At 73.6% G+C, this 15,733-nt stretch carries 14 protein-coding genes; 5 read left to right on the forward strand and 9 right to left on the reverse strand.

Annotated elements, in window-relative coordinates; all coding sequences use genetic code 11:
* Positions 1–135: 135 nt before the first annotated feature.
* Positions 136–903, forward strand: a complete 768-nt coding sequence (locus ACFY9E_RS05300) for a hypothetical protein (protein WP_390979471.1) — start codon at positions 136–138, stop codon at positions 901–903.
* A 300-nt stretch (positions 904–1,203) separates the two neighbouring features.
* Here ACFY9E_RS05300 and ACFY9E_RS05305 read toward each other — a convergent pair whose 3' ends face one another.
* The gene (locus tag ACFY9E_RS05305) at positions 1,204–2,004 is read right to left on the reverse strand and encodes an FCD domain-containing protein (protein WP_390979473.1); all 801 of its coding nucleotides are present in this window, start codon (positions 2,002–2,004) and stop codon (positions 1,204–1,206) included.
* Positions 2,005–2,182: 178 nt separating this feature from the next.
* On the opposite strand from ACFY9E_RS05305, the gene ACFY9E_RS05310 reads away from it, so the two are divergent.
* Both ACFY9E_RS05310 and ACFY9E_RS05315 read left to right on the forward strand, forming a co-directional pair.
* The gene (locus tag ACFY9E_RS05310) at positions 2,183–3,034 is read left to right on the forward strand and encodes a (2Fe-2S)-binding protein (RefSeq protein WP_390979475.1); all 852 of its coding nucleotides are present in this window, start codon (positions 2,183–2,185) and stop codon (positions 3,032–3,034) included.
* A gap of 304 nt (positions 3,035–3,338) precedes the next feature.
* Positions 3,339–4,379 carry a DUF2637 domain-containing protein gene (locus ACFY9E_RS05315; protein WP_390979477.1) on the forward strand — a complete coding sequence of 347 codons (1,041 nt, stop codon included), beginning with the start codon at positions 3,339–3,341 and terminating at the stop codon, positions 4,377–4,379.
* Between the two features lie 57 nt (positions 4,380–4,436).
* On the opposite strand, the gene ACFY9E_RS05320 is transcribed toward ACFY9E_RS05315, so the two are convergent.
* The gene (locus ACFY9E_RS05320) at positions 4,437–4,919 is read right to left on the reverse strand and encodes an ATP-binding protein (protein WP_390979479.1); all 483 of its coding nucleotides are present in this window, start codon (positions 4,917–4,919) and stop codon (positions 4,437–4,439) included.
* A 424-nt stretch (positions 4,920–5,343) separates the two neighbouring features.
* A complete protein-coding gene (locus ACFY9E_RS05325; protein ID WP_390979481.1) occupies positions 5,344–5,967 on the reverse strand; it encodes a hypothetical protein in 624 nt (207 codons plus the stop codon).
* 231 nt (positions 5,968–6,198) lie between these two features.
* On the opposite strand from ACFY9E_RS05325, the gene ACFY9E_RS05330 reads away from it, so the two are divergent.
* Entirely contained in the window at positions 6,199–7,518 is a 1,320-nt protein-coding gene (locus tag ACFY9E_RS05330; protein WP_390979483.1) for a helix-turn-helix domain-containing protein, read from the forward strand.
* Here ACFY9E_RS05330 and ACFY9E_RS05335 read toward each other — a convergent pair.
* Entirely contained in the window at positions 7,515–9,257 is a 1,743-nt protein-coding gene (locus ACFY9E_RS05335) for a pyruvate dehydrogenase (protein ID WP_390979484.1), read from the reverse strand. The genes ACFY9E_RS05330 and ACFY9E_RS05335 overlap by 4 nt on opposite strands.
* 66 nt (positions 9,258–9,323) lie before the next feature.
* Complete coding sequence (locus ACFY9E_RS05340) at positions 9,324–11,378, reverse strand: protein phosphatase 2C domain-containing protein (protein ID WP_390979486.1); 2,055 nt, start codon at positions 11,376–11,378, stop codon at positions 9,324–9,326.
* Between the two features lie 210 nt (positions 11,379–11,588).
* On the opposite strand from ACFY9E_RS05340, the gene ACFY9E_RS05345 reads away from it, so the two are divergent.
* Positions 11,589–12,071, forward strand: coding sequence for a DUF456 family protein (locus ACFY9E_RS05345; protein ID WP_390979488.1), 483 nt, complete (start codon positions 11,589–11,591; stop codon positions 12,069–12,071).
* A gap of 3 nt (positions 12,072–12,074) precedes the next feature.
* Here ACFY9E_RS05345 and ACFY9E_RS05350 read toward each other — a convergent pair whose 3' ends face one another.
* The 4 genes from ACFY9E_RS05350 to rsgA all read right to left on the reverse strand — a co-directional run bounded on the left by ACFY9E_RS05350 (position 12,075) and on the right by rsgA (position 15,701).
* The gene (locus ACFY9E_RS05350; protein WP_390979490.1) at positions 12,075–12,569 is read right to left on the reverse strand and encodes a methylated-DNA--[protein]-cysteine S-methyltransferase; all 495 of its coding nucleotides are present in this window, start codon (positions 12,567–12,569) and stop codon (positions 12,075–12,077) included.
* A complete protein-coding gene (locus ACFY9E_RS05355) occupies positions 12,566–13,981 on the reverse strand; it encodes an AlkA N-terminal domain-containing protein (RefSeq protein WP_390979492.1) in 1,416 nt (471 codons plus the stop codon). Before ACFY9E_RS05355 ends, ACFY9E_RS05350 begins: the two co-directional genes overlap by 4 nt.
* A gap of 64 nt (positions 13,982–14,045) precedes the next feature.
* On the reverse strand, positions 14,046–14,483 hold the full coding sequence (locus ACFY9E_RS05360; protein WP_390979494.1) for a hypothetical protein: 438 nt from the start codon (positions 14,481–14,483) through the stop codon (positions 14,046–14,048).
* Between the two features lie 72 nt (positions 14,484–14,555).
* Positions 14,556–15,701 (reverse strand): ribosome small subunit-dependent GTPase A, encoded by a 1,146-nt coding sequence (gene rsgA, locus ACFY9E_RS05365; RefSeq protein WP_390979496.1) that lies wholly within the window; start codon positions 15,699–15,701, stop codon positions 14,556–14,558.
* Positions 15,702–15,733: the final 32 nt, after the last annotated feature.

A 15,733-nucleotide genomic window follows, 5' to 3' on the forward strand; every position in this document is an offset into this window, starting at 1 on the left:
ACACCCCCGGGTCCCACGACTTTGTGAAATCCTTCACCCACCCTCTTGGCCCGGCCCGCCGATTCGTGCTGAGATGCCGCCACCACTCAACAGCTCGATGGCGTGCTCGGGGAGGGCAACGTGGCGCATACCGCCATGTCTGGTAACGGAACGACCGCCGGTGACGATCCCCTCCAGACCGCGGTATGGCGGCTGCGCTCCCGCGGGTGCTGGGCCGACGCGGCCGCCCTGCTGCTGCCGGCCACACCGGCGGCGGCGCTACAACGCGCGTCGTTGCTGGTGGAACGGTGTCTCTACACCGAGCAGGGCTGGGAGGAGGCCGAGGACGCGCTGCGCACGGCCGAGGCGATGGCCCACAGCGACGACGAACGGGGCGCGGCCGCTTGTGAACGCGGGTACTTGGCCTACGCGGCGACCCTGCTCGCGGTGCGGGACCGGGCCGACGAGGCGCGGGCCGCGCTGGGGCGGGCGGCGGCGCTGGTCCCTCCGGGGGCCCCGGCGCGGGCTCTGCTCGACTTCCGTCGCGGGCTCCTGGCGGAGAACCTGACGAGCGCGCCCCAGGCCGCGCGGGCCGCGTACCGGCGCGCCCATGCGGGGGCGACGGCGCACTCCGACCCGCTGCTGCTGTCCTTCACGTGGCGTCACCTCGCGGGACTCGCCCTGCGGGACGGGGAGTTGGCGGAGGCGCGGCACGGTTTCGCGGAGTCGCTGCGGATCCGGGAGGAGCTGGGTTACCTCGTCGGTACGGCCCCGGCGCTGGTGTCCCTCGCCGACACCGAGACGGAGCCGGAGGCGTCCCGGCTGCGGGAGGAGGCCCGGCGGTTGTTCCGGCTGCTCGGGGGCGTACCGACGTGGCTGTCCCGCCAGTTGGCTCCGCCGGTACCGCCGGCTGCGACGGCTTGAGCGGTGCAGGGCACTCGGCGTCGGCGCTGAGGCAGGGTGGGTCCGCAGCCCGGCGTAGCGGGTGCCGCTCTCCTCGGGACGGGTGCCGCCCCCCAGCGGCACGCATGCCCGCAGCCAGGGCCGCGCGCATGCGGCGCCGGCCGGGACGCGCCCGCACCCGCCGTCGTACGCAAGGGGCCGTGTCGGGGGGTGTCCGCCCGCAGCGGTCGGCGGGTCAACGGGGAGTCAGTCGGTACGCAACCGGATCGCGTCGTTCCGAGGACGGACACCCCCGGCGCGGCCCCGACCCACCACCGGCGATCAGGCGCCCGCCGCGGCCGCCCCCGCGAAGTGCTCGCCCACCAGCGCCCGCACGACATCCAGGTCCCGCGCGATCAGGGCGTCCAGCAAGGCCGTGTGCTCGTGCGCGTCCGCCACCAGGTCGGCCCGCCCCCGGCCCCCCGGTGCGCCCCCGACCAGCGGCCACTGGGCCCTGCGGTGCAGGTCCTCCGCGATCCGGACCAGTTGCTCGTTGCCGGAGAGGGACAGCACGGCCCGGTGGAACCCCCGGTCGGACTCCGCGTAGGTCGCGCGGCAGCCGGAGGACGCCGCGCGGACCGTCGCCTCGGCGAGTGGGCGCAGCGCGGCCCAGCGTTCGGCGGGGACGGTACGGGCCAGCCGCAACATCACCGGGACCTCGATCAGCGTGCGGATCTCGGCCAGTTCCGCCAGTTCCCGCACACCCCGTTCGACCACCCGGAACCCACGGTTGGGCACGACCTCGACGGCCCCTTCGAGGGCCAGTTGCTGCATGGCCTCCCGGACCGGCGTCGCCGAGACCCCGAACCGCTCGCCGAGCACCGGCGCCGAGTACACCTCTCCCGGCCGGAGGTCCCCGGCCACCAGCGCGGCACGCAGCGCGTCCAGGATCTGCCCGCGCACGGAGGCCCGCTGCACCACCGGCCGAGTCCGTGGCGCGGGCGGCTCACTGTGCGTGTGCTCCCCCCGCACCGCCCCGGACTGCTGGGGCACGCGCGCCTGCCCGGCCGGCACACCCGGCGCGGCCGGACCCGCCGCCCACGGAGTTCCCGTTTCCGCGGAGCCCTGCGCTCCCTGCCTCACGGGTCCTCCTCCGGACGTATCGGTACTTGGGGTCATTACGGCGGGTTGTTACTCGTCCGTCAAGCACCATAAGCGCCCCGGCGCCCAGAACACATCCTCGTTCAACTTCCGCGGATCTTGAGTAAGGTTAGGCTTACCTTCAAGAAGCCCCGTTTCACCCCGACGGATCGGTGATCACATGCCCGCGCCCCTTTCGGCCGTCTCCGGTGCCTACACCCGTCTGGCCGAGGTTCTCCCGGGGCTCGCCGTCACCGAACTGACCGGCGAGGACCGGGCGCCGCAGGGCGGCGGCTGGGCCGCGGCGGCCGACCTCGCGGCCGCCGGCCCCGCCCTCGACCGTTTCCTGGCGTGGGACGTGGACCAGATCGAGCGGGACTACGGCACGCAGGCCCGCCCCGACGTCGTCGCCGGCTTCGGCCTGCACCGCTACGCCTGGCCCGCCTGCCTCCTGATCACCGTGCCGTGGTTCCTGCACCGCCGGGTCCCCCGCTACCCCGTGACGCACGTCTCGTACGACCGCACCGCCCCCGGCCACGCCCTCGGACACCTGGTCGTCCGCCCCGCCGGCTTCGCCTGCCTGCCCGGCGACGCGGCGGCCGCACTGCCCGGCGCCCGGGTCGTCCCGGACGAGGAGGCGCTGCGGGCGGAGGTGCGGTCGGCGGTCGCCGAGCACCTGGAGCCGGTCCTGACCGGTTTCGGCCCCCGGATGCGGCGCCGCGGCCGCGCCCTGTGGGGTATGGCGACCGACGAGATCGTGGAGGGCCTCTGGTACGTCGCCCAGCTGCTCGGCGAGACCGAGGAGCGGCGCGCGATGCGCGAGCTGGAGCTGCTCCTGCCGGGCGCGACCAAGCCGTATGTGGGCACGGCCGCGTTCCGGGAGCTGGCCGGCCCCGGCGGCGAGCCGCTGCTCACCCGCGACCGCGCGAGCTGCTGCATGTTCTACACGCTGCGCCCGGAGGACACCTGCGCCACCTGCCCGCGCACTTGCGACACGGACCGGGTCACCAGGCTGCTGGCCACGGCCAGTTGACGTACGCGCGGGGTCGATCGCTCCCGGCGTCCCGTAAGATCATCGCGGAACCGGACACCCACACGCCCACAGGCGATTCACACCTTCCTCACGCGACACGGGAACTTTCCGGGGAACCACTCGTACGGGTAGTCTTGTTCGAACTCAACTCCCGCCCCTCAAGCGGCAGTTCGAGCAGAACGCCGCCCTGGGCATTCCCTTGCACTTCCTTGGCGGCCTCTTGCCCCGAAACCCCCTGAGGGCCGATGGGATTGGGCCACTATGGCGGGCGTTACGCCCTATCCCAATGCAAGGGACCACCCAGATGAGACTGACCGACATATCGCTGAACTGGCTGCTTCCGGGCGCCGTGCTTCTCCTGGGCATGCTGGCGGCGATGGCGGTGCTCGCGCGCGGCAAGCGCTCCTCGGTCAAGGACACGAGCGCGGACGACTCCTGGGAGCGCAGCGAGGAACGCCGCAGACGCAAGGAAGCCCTCTACGGCACCCTCTCCTACCTCCTGCTCTTCTGCTGTGCGGCCGTCGCCGCCCTGCTCTCCTTCCACGGCCTGGTCGGCTTCGGTGAACAGAACCTCGGACTGTCCGGCGGCTGGCAGTACCTCGTCCCGTTCGGCCTGGACGGTGCGGCGATGTTCTGCTCCGTCCTCGCGGTGCGCGAGGCCAGCCACGGCGACGCGGCGCTCGGCTCCCGGATACTGGTCTGGACGTTCGCCTTCGCCGCGGCCTGGTTCAACTGGGTGCACGCGCCCCGGGGCGCCGGTCACGCGGGTGCCCCCCACTTCTTCGCGGGCATGTCCCTGTCGGCGGCTGTCCTCTTCGACCGCGCGCTGAAGCAGACCCGCCGGGCCGCCCTGCGGGAGCAGGGCCTGGTGCCCCGCCCGCTGCCGCAGATCCGTATGGTGCGCTGGCTGCGGGCCCCCCGGGAGACCTACCGCGCCTGGTCGCTGATGCTCCTGGAGGGTGTGCGCAGCCTGGACGAGGCGGTCGACGAGGTGCGCGAGGACAAGCGCAAGAAGGAAGAGACCCGGCAGCGGCGACGCGACCAGCAGCGCGTGGAGCGGGCCCAGCTGAAGGCGATCAGCCGCGGTCACCGCGGCCACTTCGGCCGGGGCGGCGGACGGCAGCTCGAGGTGCAGGTGGAGCGCGGCTCCTCGCAGGTCTCCGCGGAGCCTGCCATAGCGGCGCCGGAGCCCCTGCCCGTCCGCTCGCGTCCCTCCCTTCAGCCGGTACGCAAAGGCGCTGACCCGGTGACCGTGGACCTCACCGCGGAGGACGACACCATGGCGCTGCCGCGCCTGGACTCCCTGGAGCGCAAGCTCAAGGACCTTGAGCAGCAGTTCGGTTAGCCGAGCCGCAGAACGACAGTGAAGGGGCGTGGCCTGCGGGCCGCGCCCCTTCGGCGTTCAGGCCGCCTCGGCCTCCAGCTCGAACCAGACGGCCTTGCCCACTCCGTGCGGCCGGACCCCCCAGGCGTCCGCGAGGGACTGCACCAGGAGCAGACCCCTGCCGTTCGTGCCCTCGTCGGGGACCGCCACCCGCAGCCGGGGCCTGCGGGCCACGAAGTCCCGCACCTCCACCCGCAGTCCGCGGGGTCCGACGGTGGCCGTGAGGACCGCGTCGTGGTCGGTGTGGACGATCGCGTTGGTGACGAGTTCGCTGGTGAGCAGTTCCGCGACGTCCGATTGTCCGTGCTTCCCCCACTGTCCGAGCAGTTCCCGCAGGGCCCTGCGGGCCTCCGGGACGGCCCGCAGGTCCGCCCTCCCGAGTCTGCGCCTCAACTGCGGCGCCGGCGCCTGCTCCGTGACGTCGTCGGTCCTGTCCTCCACCGTCTTCGCCGAGAAGCCCCCGATCGCTATGGGACCGCCTCGTCGTGCCTGCCTCTCCATGACCCCCGCCCGCGCGCCGATGTCGGTTCCCCTCCTGCTCGAACACGTTCACGGGGATCCATGCCCCAACGGGCACGCGGCAGTCATGTCGAATCGTCAACGACCGGGTGTTCGGCCACCGGGACGGGACGGGCGGTCCGGGCGGCGGGTCGCCGAGCGGTACGGCGGTGGAGGGGAAGGGGACAAGACGGTAGCCGGTCAGAGTCCTCGGGTGGATCCTGACCGCCGGAGATCGGACGATGGGCCGACGGCCGGCTGCCGATCCCTGCGTACGCGGTGAAGGGCCGGGGCGGCGGGCCGGAGGGCGCGCGCTGCGGTGAAGTTGGCCGAAGTACGACGGTCTTGACAGCCGCCGAGACCGGCCCGGGGCCGTCCTCCCCACCCCCGTGGCGGGAGGACGGCCCCGGTTTTCCGTCGGGCGCGGTCAGTACAGCTTGTTGACCGCTGTGGTCGTCGTCTTCTTGAAGGCGCCGACGGGGGCGTCCCCGAAGTCGCCCATCTGGCCCCACGACACGACGGTGACGGTCCTGCCGTCCCGTCCGACGGACAGCAGCGAGATGTCCGTGGCGCCCCAGGACGTCTCGGTGTGCAGGCCGCGGACGCGAGCACCCTCCTCGACCGGCAATGAACCGTAGTCCCGGCCCTCGGCCTCGACGTCCGGGTCGTTCTCCTCGATGCGGTCGGCGCAGGTGCGGATCAGGTCGTCGTAGTGCTTCGCCAGGGCCTTGGCCAGGGCGGCTGTGTCCGCCACGACGGTCAACTGCACGGCGCTGGTGTCCAGGTCGGTCCGGAACTCCCGGTACCGGTAGTCGTAGGAGGGCACGCCCTCCGTGCTCACGCAGGAGCCGAGTCCCTCCGGGAACCCCTCGGTGACCGGGCCGGCCGTCCAGGCCGAGGTCGGGTGCGGCGGCAGCTGGGACGCCGACAGGAACTTCGGTGCGGCGGCCTTCGGAGCGGCACCGGCGGCCGGTGCCGTGAGGACCGTGCCCGCCGCGAGGGCGGCGACGGTGAGGGCGGCGAGCGCGCTCGCTCGGACGTGCTTGGACATGGGTGTCCCCCGTGGGTGAATGCGTGGATGGTCGATGCCGCTGCCGGGCCGGCTGGTCGGCCCGGCCCTGGTCGGTGCGACACCAAAAGCATCAGCGGTCACACCGGGCGGACGCAACAGCCCGCATCCGATCCGGCTCGGTGGAACCATCCCAGCCCGTCTGACGTGCAGGTACATGAGGTGCCTGGGATGCCGTTCCGGGCCGGGTCGGGCCTTGAGGACGGGGGAACGGTGTCGGCACAGCACGACGTGGACGACGTCGGGGAGTTCGCGGCGCTGCTGAGGACGCTGAAGGAGCGCACGGACCGCAGTTACGGTTCCCTGGCCCGGCGCCTGGCCATGAACACCTCGACCCTGCACCGCTACTGCGCGGGCGAGGCGGTCCCCGTCGACTTCGCGCCCGTGGAGCGCTTCGCCGCCCTGTGCGGGGCGTCCCCGGAGGAACGTCTGGAGCTCCACCGCCGCTGGCTCCTGGCGGTGGCAGCGCGGCAGCGGCCCCGCACCGCGAGCGCGGCCGGTACGGCCGAGGAGGGCGCGGTCGCCGCCGAGGCGGAGGAACCGGAGGCCGCACCGGCCGGCGTCGACGGTCCTGCCCATGAGGCGCCGCTGCTCCCCCGCCGCCCCTGGTACCGCCGCCGACGCGTCGCGGTGGGACTGGCGGCCGCCTGCGCGGTGTTCGCGGTACTCGGGAGCCTGGCCGCACTGCCGGACGGGCGGCGTGCGTCCGCCGACGGCCGTGCCCCGTCGGCCGCTCCGGCCCCGTCCGGTACGGCGAAGGCCGATGCCCCGGACCGCAAGAGCGCCTCCCCCACCCCGAGCGGCAGTTCCCCCACCGCCCGGCGGTCCGCGCCCTCCGCCACTCCGAAGAAGAAGTCCTCCCCCTCCCTCTCTCCCTCAGCCCGCACCACCCCGCCCGCAGACGCGGCGGCCCCCGCCACCCCCCTCACCTGGTCCGCCGACTCCCAGGCGTGGAAGCTCGGCTGCGGACACGACTACGTCGTCGCCGCGCCGCCCCGGCAGGTGCCACCGCCGCCCGTCCCGCAGGACGCCGGAGTCTGGGCCGCTTCACAGAACGCGGTGCACGGCGGCGAGACACTCGTACAGCTCTCCGTGCAGGGGCGCACCGACACGGCGGTCGTGCTGGAGGCCCTGCGCGTGCGCGTGGTGGGGCGCACGGCACCCGCCGAGGGCAACGCCTACGCCATGGACCGGGGCTGCGGCGGTTCGATCACCCCGCGCTCCTTCGACGTGAACCTGGACAAGGACCGCCCCATCGCCCGCGCGGTCGCCGGGAGCGACGCCGGTACGCCGATCCCGGCCGTGCGCATGCCGTACCGGGTCTCCGCGCGGGACCCCGAGGTGCTGCTCGTCAACGCCCGGACCCAGGCGTGCGACTGCCGCTGGTACCTGGAGCTGGACTGGTCCTCCCAGGGCCGCAGGGGCACGGTCCGGATCGACGACGACGGCCGCCCGTTCCGCACCAGCGGCATCAAGGGCCTGCCCCGCTACGTGTACGACACCTCCGCGCGTGGGTGGACGCCCTACAGCTAGAGTCGCGGCACGTTGCGCAGGTTGGACCGGGCCATCTGCAGCATGCGGCCGACCCCGCCGTCCAGCACGATCTTCGAGGCGGACAGGGCGAAGCCGGTCACCATCTCGGCCTTGATCTTCGGCGGGATGGACAGCGCGTTGGGGTCGGTGACGATGTCGACGAGGGCCGGCCCCTTGTGCTTGAAGGCGTCCTTCAGGGCCCCGGCGAGGTCCTTGGGCTTCTCGACGCGCACCCCGTAGGCACCGCAGGCGCGGGCGACGGCGGCGAAGTCGGGGTTCTTGTTGGCGGTGCCGTACGACGGCAGGCCGGCGACCAGCATCTCCAACTCGACCATGCCGAGCGAGGAGTTGTTGAACAACACGACCTTCACGGGCAGGTCGTACTGCACCAGCGTCAGGAAGTCGCCCATCAGCATGGAGAAGCCGCCGTCGCCGGACATCGACACGACCTGCCGCTTGCGGTCGGTGAACTGCGCGCCGATCGCCATGGGAAGCGCGTTGGCCATCGAGCCGTGGGAGAAGGAACCGATGACGCGGCGGCGGCCGTTGGGCGAGATGTAGCGGGCCGCCCAGACGTTGCACATGCCGGTGTCGACGGTGAACACGGCGTCGTCGGAGGCCACCTCGTCGAGCACGGACGCCACGTACTCGGGGTGGATCGGCGTGTGCTTCTCGACCTTGCGGGTGTACGCCTTCACCACCCCCTCCAGCGCGTCCGCGTGCTTCTTGAGCATTCGGTCGAGGAAGCGGCGGTTCTTCTTCTCCTTCACCCGCGGGATCAGACAGCGCAGCGTCTCCCGTACGTCACCCCACACCGCGAGGTCCAGCTTCGAGCGGCGGCCCAGGTGTTCCGGCCGGATGTCGACCTGGACGATCTTCACGTCGTCGGGGAGGAAGGCGTTGTAGGGGAAGTCGGTGCCGAGCAGGATGAGCAGGTCGCATTCGTGGGTGGCCTCGTAGGCGGCGCCGTATCCCAGCAGCCCGCTCATGCCGACGTCGAAGGGATTGTCGTACTGGATCCACTCCTTGCCGCGCAGGGCGTGCCCGACCGGCGACTTGACCTTCCCGGCGAACTCCATGACCTCGGCGTGCGCACCCGCGGTGCCGCTGCCGCAGAACAGGGTGACCTTGCCTGCCTCGTCGATCATCTCGACGAGCCGGTCGATCTCGGCGTCACCGGGGCGGACCGTCGGCCGGGAGGTGACGAGGGCGGTCTCGACGGCCTGCTCCGGGGCCGGCTCGTCGGCGATGTCACCGGGCAGAGTGACGACGCTGACGCCGCTGCGGCCCACGGCGTTCTGGATGGCGGTCTGGAGCAGCCGGGGCATCTGCTTCGGGCTGGAGATCATCTCGCTGTAGTGGCTGCACTCGGCGAACAGCCGGTCCGGGTGGGTCTCCTGGAAGTAGCCGAGGCCGATCTCGCTGGACGGGATGTGCGAGGCGAGGGCGAGGACCGGGGCCATCGAGCGGTGGGCGTCGTAGAGGCCGTTGATGAGGTGGAGGTTGCCGGGGCCGCAGGAGCCGGCGCAGGCGGCGAGCCCGCCGGTGATCTGCGCCTCGGCACTGGCGGCGAAGGCGGCGGTCTCCTCGTGCCGGACGTGGATCCAGTCGATGGCGGAGTTGCGGCGGACGGCGTCGACGACGGGGTTGAGACTGTCGCCGACGACCCCGTAGAGGCGTTTGACTCCGGCACGGGTGAGGATGTCGACGAACTGTTCCGCGACGTTCTGTTTGGCCATGGTTCTCGTCTGCCCCTTCGGTCTCCTGGGATCCCTCCGGGTTCCATCAAGTCACACGAGCCGCGCTCACGCCTCCCACACCGCGGCGGCCGTACGGTCGTCCGCATAACCCTTGACCCGTACTTGGGAGTCGGCGAGGAACGCGGCGAGGCCGGGCGGTTCGGGCCGGGACCACCGCTCGGCGAGGTACTCGCCCAGTTCGGGCTCACCGCGCAGGGGCTCGGCGAGACCGCCGCTGCACATCAGGAGCGTGTCACCCGGGCGGGCGACGGAGGTCCGGAACCGGAAGGGCTCGCGGGGCGGTTCCGGGGCCGGTTCGTACGGGCTGGGCGGTGTCGGGATGCCCAGGTCCATGGTGAGCCGGTCGCCCTCGGGGGTCTCGGAGGGCGGCGAGCCGAACCCCACGACGGGTTCGCCCTTGACCTCGGCGACCTGCGGCTCGATGTCCTGCCACTCCCCCTCCCGCAACCGGAACAGTCCGCCCGGCCCGACCCCGAAGAACACGCGCGTACGGCAGGCGGGGTCGGCCGGCAGCAGCAGGCAGCGCAGGCCGGCCGCGTACTCCTCGGGGTCGACGCCCTGCTCGGAGGCGCTGGCCCGCAGCTTGCCGAGACTGCGGTCGGTGAGCCGGTGCAGCCCGGACTTGAGGTCGCCGCGCCGGCCGTCCCTTATGTCCTCGACCAGGCGTGCGTGACTGCGCCCGACGGCCCGCCCGATCCAGTGACAGGCCTCGGCGGCGGCCCGGTGCGCCCCCCGTGTGGCCCGGGCCCCGGTCGCCATCGCCACCAGCAGCAGCGCCTGCTCCCCCGCGCCGAACCGGGCCGTGAGCAGCGCGTCCCTGCGGGGCTCCCCCCGATACCGCGCGGAGTCCCCCCGCACGGAAACGGCCCGCAGTGTGCAGGCCCCGTACCGGGCCCCGTCCAGCACGGTGTCCGCCACGAGGTCATCGAGATCATCCGGATCGGCGGCCGGGAGAGCGGTGGGTTCGGCGTCGTAGGTGGGCGGCCGGGTCCCGACGTGGCCACGGGACCCGGGGGTGGGCACGGGCCGCTCGATCCGAGGGCCGGGCCGGTCGGTCGCGGGAGTGGGGGCGGGGGGCGAGGACGGACGCGGAGGCGGGGGCTCGGCGCGGCGGTCGGTGGCGGGTGAGCCGGCGGGGCGTCGCGCGTCAGGCGACGGGTCGGCGGGGCGTTGCGCCGCGGGCGGTGGCTCGGCCGGGCGGTACGCCTCGGGCGGCACGCCGGCGGGCTGTCGCGCTCCGGGCGGCGGCTCGGCCGGGCGTGGCGGCGCCGAAGGGGGATCTGTGGGGCGGGAGGCCGCGGACGGCGGCTCGGCAGGGCGTGGGGGCACGGGCGGCTGATCGGGGCTGCTCGACGGCGCGGCACCGGGCCGTGGCGGCACGGGCGGCCAGGCGGTCGTGGCCGGGTGCGCCGTGGATCCGGGCTCGGCGGCGGGCAAGGCTCCATGACCCGCCTCGGGTGGTGCGGAGGCGGCTTCGTCGGGGGGCGGGGCGACTGCCGGAGGGGTGGGACCAGCCGGTGTACCGGCCGCCGTGGCCGGGGGGTCCGCAGGGGGCGGAGGGGCCGGAGGCGTTCGTGATGCGGGGAACGTCGAGGCGGGGGGCCGCTCCACTCTCGCGGAGGGCGTACGGGGGCCGGCCGGCGCGTTCGCATCGCCCGGCCGCTCGTCCGAGGGCGTACCGGGGCCGGTCGGCGAGGCCGCGCCGCCCGGGTGTTCGTCCGAGGGCGAGCGATCGGCGGGCCGGCCGGGCGGTTCGGCCGCCGTCGGGAAGCTCACGGGCCCCGGGGGACGGGCCGGGGGCGGCTCCCAGGGGGCGCGCCGCGGGGGCAGGTCGTCGGGGCGGAGCGCGTCCATCATGTCGTCGGCCCCGGCCCGGGGCGCCGGGACCACCGGCTCCGCTCCGGAGGGCCGCTTCACCGGCCCGGCCGCGGAGCCGGACCGTCCTTCCGGACCGTCTCCCACGGCCCCGGACGCGGACGCGAACCGGTCGTCGAGGGAGTCCGGTGCCGGTGTGGGGCCCGTGTCGTCGGTGGAGTCGTCGTACAACCGCCTCCACCAGTCGTCCCCGTGACCGGTGGGCCTTCCCCCCTGCTGGCTCATGCCGTCATTGTCCACCGCACGAGCGGGATGAAAACGGGGCTTGTGGAAAAAACCGGCCAGTCACCCGCCGGTGAACGACACGTCGAGTGAGCTCTAGAACGGTCATGCGATATTCGGCACCCGGCGGTCCGCGAGCGGCTGACCTGCGGGTCTGATCCCCGGCTACGCTGCTGACCTGCGCGTTCTCGCGTGTTCCGGCAGTCTGGTCAGATGGGAGTGTGGGACCTCCTGCTGGTCGGGCTGGTCATCCTGCTCGGGCTGTGCGGAGTGCTGCTGCCCGCCATGCCGGGATCGTGGCTGGTGTGGGCCGCGGTCATGTGGTGGGCGCTGAAGGATCCGCAGCCCGTCGCCTGGTGGGTGCTGGTCGGCGCCACGGTCCTGCTCCTCGTCTCGCTGGGCGTGCGCTGGGCCCTGCCGCCCCGGCGGCTGCGCGTCAGCCGCACCAACAGCCGCATGCTGGCCTACGCCGGAGCCGGTTCCGTCCTCGGTTTCGTCCTGGTCCCCGTCCTCGGCGCGATCCCCGGATTTCTGGCCGGTGTCTACCTCTTCGAACGGCTGCGCCTCGGCCGTCACGCCGACGCGGTGGCCGCCCTGCGCACGGTCATGCGCGCGGGCGGTTCCAGCGTCCTGGCCGAACTGTTCACCTGCCAGCTGATCGCGGCGGCCTGGGTCGGCGCGGTCTTCTGGGGCTGAGTCTCACGCCGGCAGCACGCCCTCGTGCGTCAGCAGCCGCACCTTGCGGTCCAGGCCCCCCGCGTATCCGGTCAGTGCGCCGCCCGCCCCGATCACCCGGTGGCACGGGCGGACCACCAGCAGCGGATTCGCCCCGATCGCACCGCCCACGGCCCGCACGGCCGCCCGGGGCGCCCCGATGCGCGCGGCGATCTCGCCGTACGTCACGGTCGCGCCGTAGGGGATGTCGTCCAGCGCGGCCCAGACCTTCTCCCGGAAGGCGGTGCCCTCGGTGCGCCAGGCCAGGTGGAACTCCTTCAGCTCCCCGGCGAAGTAGGCGGAGAGCTGTTCCTCGGCCTCCCGGAAGGGCCCGGGGTCGCGCCGCCAGTCGTCGCGCACCTCGCGTCCGCCCTTCTGGCCGGGCACGGACACGGAGGTCAGTTCGCCGGTCGGGGCGGCGGTCAGGAGCAGCGGCCCGAGGGGGCCGGGCACGCTCGTCCAGTAGGTCGGGTCGGTCATCGGAACTCCCACTCCCCTGCTGCGCGCAGGTGGTTCACAGCGTACGAGCGCCAGGGGCGCCAGTGGTCGGGGGCGTCGAGGCCCGGCGGGGCCACGTCCGGGTCGCCGAGGGCGCGGGTGCGGATGACCGCGACCGTGCCGGCGTCCAGGCCGGGCACGGCCCGCAGGGCGTGCCACGCGTCCTCCCGGTCGGCGCCCGGATCCAGGCGGACGGCGTGATCGGCGAGGGCGGCGGTGAGCGCGCCGAGGGTGCCGCCGGGTTCGGCCCCGGCGAGGACGGCGGGCTCGGGGAAGAGGTGGGTGAGGCTGCCGCAGGGGGCGTCGAGAGCCTTGCCGTAGCGGCGTACGAGCCGTTCCGCCTCCGCGGGCCCCACCAGCGCGCGTACCGCGAGTTCCTCCGGGTCGGCGGTGCCCGGTGAGCGCAGCCCGGGCCGGGCGGCGACCAGGGGTGCCAGCCGCGGGTCGGCGGCGAGGCGCTCGTCGACGGCGAACGGGTCGGCGTCGAGGTCGAAGAGCCTCCGCAGCCGCTGGACGGCGGTGGTGAGGTCGCGCGGGTCGGTGAGGTGCAGCCGGGCGTCGAGCCAGCCGCCCGGGTGGGCGCCGAGCCCGGTCCGCGTGGTGCCCGGGCGTTCGTCGACGGCGACGATGCCGGTGCCGTACGGGAGGCGGAGGGTGCGCCGGTAGGTGCGGGTGCCGGGCGGGCCGCTCATCTGCTCGATGCCGGGCACGGCCTCGCGTTCCAGCAGGTCGAAGACGGGTCCGGCCTGGTAGGGGCCGCGGTGGGCGAGCCGGAGCGGGATGCCGGCGTCCGGGGTGGCCGTACGGCGGCCCCGGCCGTTGTCCGGTGCGGCGGCGCGCAGCTCGCTCGGGGTCGACGCGTACACGGCCCGGATCGTGTCGTTGAACTGCCGCACGCTGGCGAAGCCCGACGCGAACGCGATCTCGGTGATCGGTAGTTCGGTGGTCTGCACCAGGACGCGCGCGGTGTGAGCCCGCTGCGCCCGGGCGAGGGCGACCGGCCCGGCGCCGAGCTCGGCGGTGAGCTGCCGCTGCACCTGCCGTGCGCTGTAGCCGAGGCGTCCGGCGAGCCCGGGGACGCCCTCCCGGTCGACCACGCCGTCGGCGATCAGCCGCACGGCACGGGCGACCACGTCCGCGCGGACGTTCCACTCGGCGGAGCCGGGCACGGTGTCCGGGCGGCACCGCCGGCAGGCCCGGAATCCCGAGCCCTGCGCGGCGGCGGCCGTGGCGAAGAACCGTACGTTGGCCCGCTTCGGGGTGACCGCGGGGCAGCTCGGCCGGCAGTAGATGCCGGTCGTCTCGACGGCGAAGAAGAACACGCCGTCGAAACGGGCGTCGCGGCTGCGTACGGCCTCGTACCTGGGGTCCTCGTCTGTCACCTGGTCCGTCACAGGTCCAGTCTCCGCCCGCGGCCGTGAGGCCGCTGGCGGAAATCGGACATGACGTCGGCCAGGGCTATCCCACGTAGAACGTCGTGTCGTAGTACCAGTCGTCGACTCCGTTGAGCCGCAGCCGGCCTGCCACCACGAGGATCGACTCGTTGCCGACGTACTGCGTGGGCGCCAGGCAGCCGCGGGTGAAGCCGGCGTTGAGCGTGGAACTCGCGCACTCCACGTTGCTGTCGAAGTTGCTGCTCACCGCGCCGCCGATCGACACCGCCACGCTCGCCGCGTTCTGCACGACCAGGACGGCCTGGCCGTAGCGGCTGCCGTTGAGGACGGCGCAGACCTTGAACTTGACGTGGTCCGACACCTTGTGGGTCTTGTAGGCACCGCAGTGCCAGGTGGAGGTGGTGGTCACCGCCTGCCAGTTCTGCGCGGCGCCGGCCGGTGCCGCGGTGAGCGCGAGAACACCCACCGCGGCAGCGACCGCACCCAGAGCCTTGAAACGCATGTCATCCCCCTCGATCCGAACGTATGACCGCCCCCCGGGCGGCCGTTGATCGTATCGGGCCGGGGGGCCTGACTACGAACGCCAGTGCGGTCCGCGCTTCGCCTCCATCTCGGCCTTGCCGATCGCCCCCTTCCGCTTCCAGTCCTTGCGGATCTCGGCCCGCAGGCGGGCGTCGGTCTTGGCGACGATGCGCTGGTTCTCCCGCAGGAGCTTGCGGTAGCTCTCCAGCCGTCGTTCCGGCAGTTCGCCGGTCTCGATGGCGGCCAGCACGGCGCAGCCCGGCTCGGCCTCGTGGGCGCAGTCGTGGAAGCGGCACCGCTCGGCCAGTTCCCCGATCTCGGAGAACACCTGCCCGACGCCGGTCCCGGCGTCCCACAGGCCGACGCCGCGCAGTCCGGGGGTGTCGATCAGGACACCCCCGCCGGGCAGTACGAGCAGGTTGCGCGTGGTCGTGGTGTGGCGGCCCTTGCCGTCGACGTCCCGGGTGGCCTGGACGGTCATCACGTCCTCGCCGAGCAGCGCGTTGGCGAGGGTCGACTTGCCCGCGCCGGACTGCCCGAGCAGCACGGACGTCCCCCCGCCGACGATCGCGGCGAGCACGTCCAGCCCTCCCCCGAGCTCTCGGCTGCGCTCGAGCGATGAGGTGCCCCCCTCGTCGACGCAGCTGACCGGCACGACCGGCACGCCGGGCGCGCTCGTCTCCACGTCCTGGACGAGGTGCGAGCGGGTCACGGCGTCCGGCACGAGGTCGGCCTTGGTGAGGACGACGACGGGCTGGGCCCCGGACTCCCAGGCGAGCGCGAGGAAGCGCTCGATGCGGCCGAGGTCCAGCTCGACCGCGAGGGACACGGCGATGACGGCGTGGTCGACGTTGGCCGCGAGGATCTGCCCCTCGGAGCGCTGGGAGGAGGTGGAGCGGACGAAGGCGGTGCGGCGCGGCAGACAGGTGCGCACGTAGCGCGGGTTCCCGCCGGGCTCGACGGCGACCCAGTCGCCGGTGCACACGACCCGCAGGGGGTCGTGCGGGGTGACGAACGCGGTGTCGGCCCGCAGCAGCCCGCCGGCGGTGACGACGTCGCACTGCCCGCGGTCGACCCGGACGACGCGGCCGGGCAGCAGCCCTTCCGTCGCGTAGGGGGCGAACGCCTCGGCCCAGGCCTCGTCCCAGCCGTAGGGAGCGAGCGCGGTGGAAACGGATGAAGCAGAAGAGGAAGACAAGGGTGACCCTTCCCAGGTCGGCCCCGGCCCGA

The sequence above is a fragment of the Streptomyces sp. NPDC012466 genome (genome assembly GCF_042955215.1).
In the GTDB taxonomy this organism is placed as follows: Bacteria; Actinomycetota; Actinomycetes; order Streptomycetales; family Streptomycetaceae; genus Streptomyces.

Coding starts and splice junctions, on each gene's coding strand:
- ACFY9E_RS05300 (WP_390979471.1), top strand. CDS start 136: ATGTCTGGTAACGGAACGACCGCCGGTGACGATCCCCTCCAGACCGCG.
- ACFY9E_RS05310 (WP_390979475.1), top strand. CDS start 2,183: ATGCCCGCGCCCCTTTCGGCCGTCTCCGGTGCCTACACCCGTCTGGCC.
- ACFY9E_RS05315 (WP_390979477.1), top strand. CDS start 3,339: ATGAGACTGACCGACATATCGCTGAACTGGCTGCTTCCGGGCGCCGTG.
- ACFY9E_RS05320 (WP_390979479.1), bottom strand. CDS start 4,919: ATGGAGAGGCAGGCACGACGAGGCGGTCCCATAGCGATCGGGGGCTTC.
- ACFY9E_RS05325 (WP_390979481.1), bottom strand. CDS start 5,967: ATGTCCAAGCACGTCCGAGCGAGCGCGCTCGCCGCCCTCACCGTCGCC.
- ACFY9E_RS05335 (WP_390979484.1), bottom strand. CDS start 9,257: ATGGCCAAACAGAACGTCGCGGAACAGTTCGTCGACATCCTCACCCGT.
- ACFY9E_RS05340 (WP_390979486.1), bottom strand. CDS start 11,378: ATGAGCCAGCAGGGGGGAAGGCCCACCGGTCACGGGGACGACTGGTGG.
- ACFY9E_RS05345 (WP_390979488.1), top strand. CDS start 11,589: ATGGGAGTGTGGGACCTCCTGCTGGTCGGGCTGGTCATCCTGCTCGGG.
- ACFY9E_RS05350 (WP_390979490.1), bottom strand. CDS start 12,569: ATGACCGACCCGACCTACTGGACGAGCGTGCCCGGCCCCCTCGGGCCG.
- ACFY9E_RS05360 (WP_390979494.1), bottom strand. CDS start 14,483: ATGCGTTTCAAGGCTCTGGGTGCGGTCGCTGCCGCGGTGGGTGTTCTC.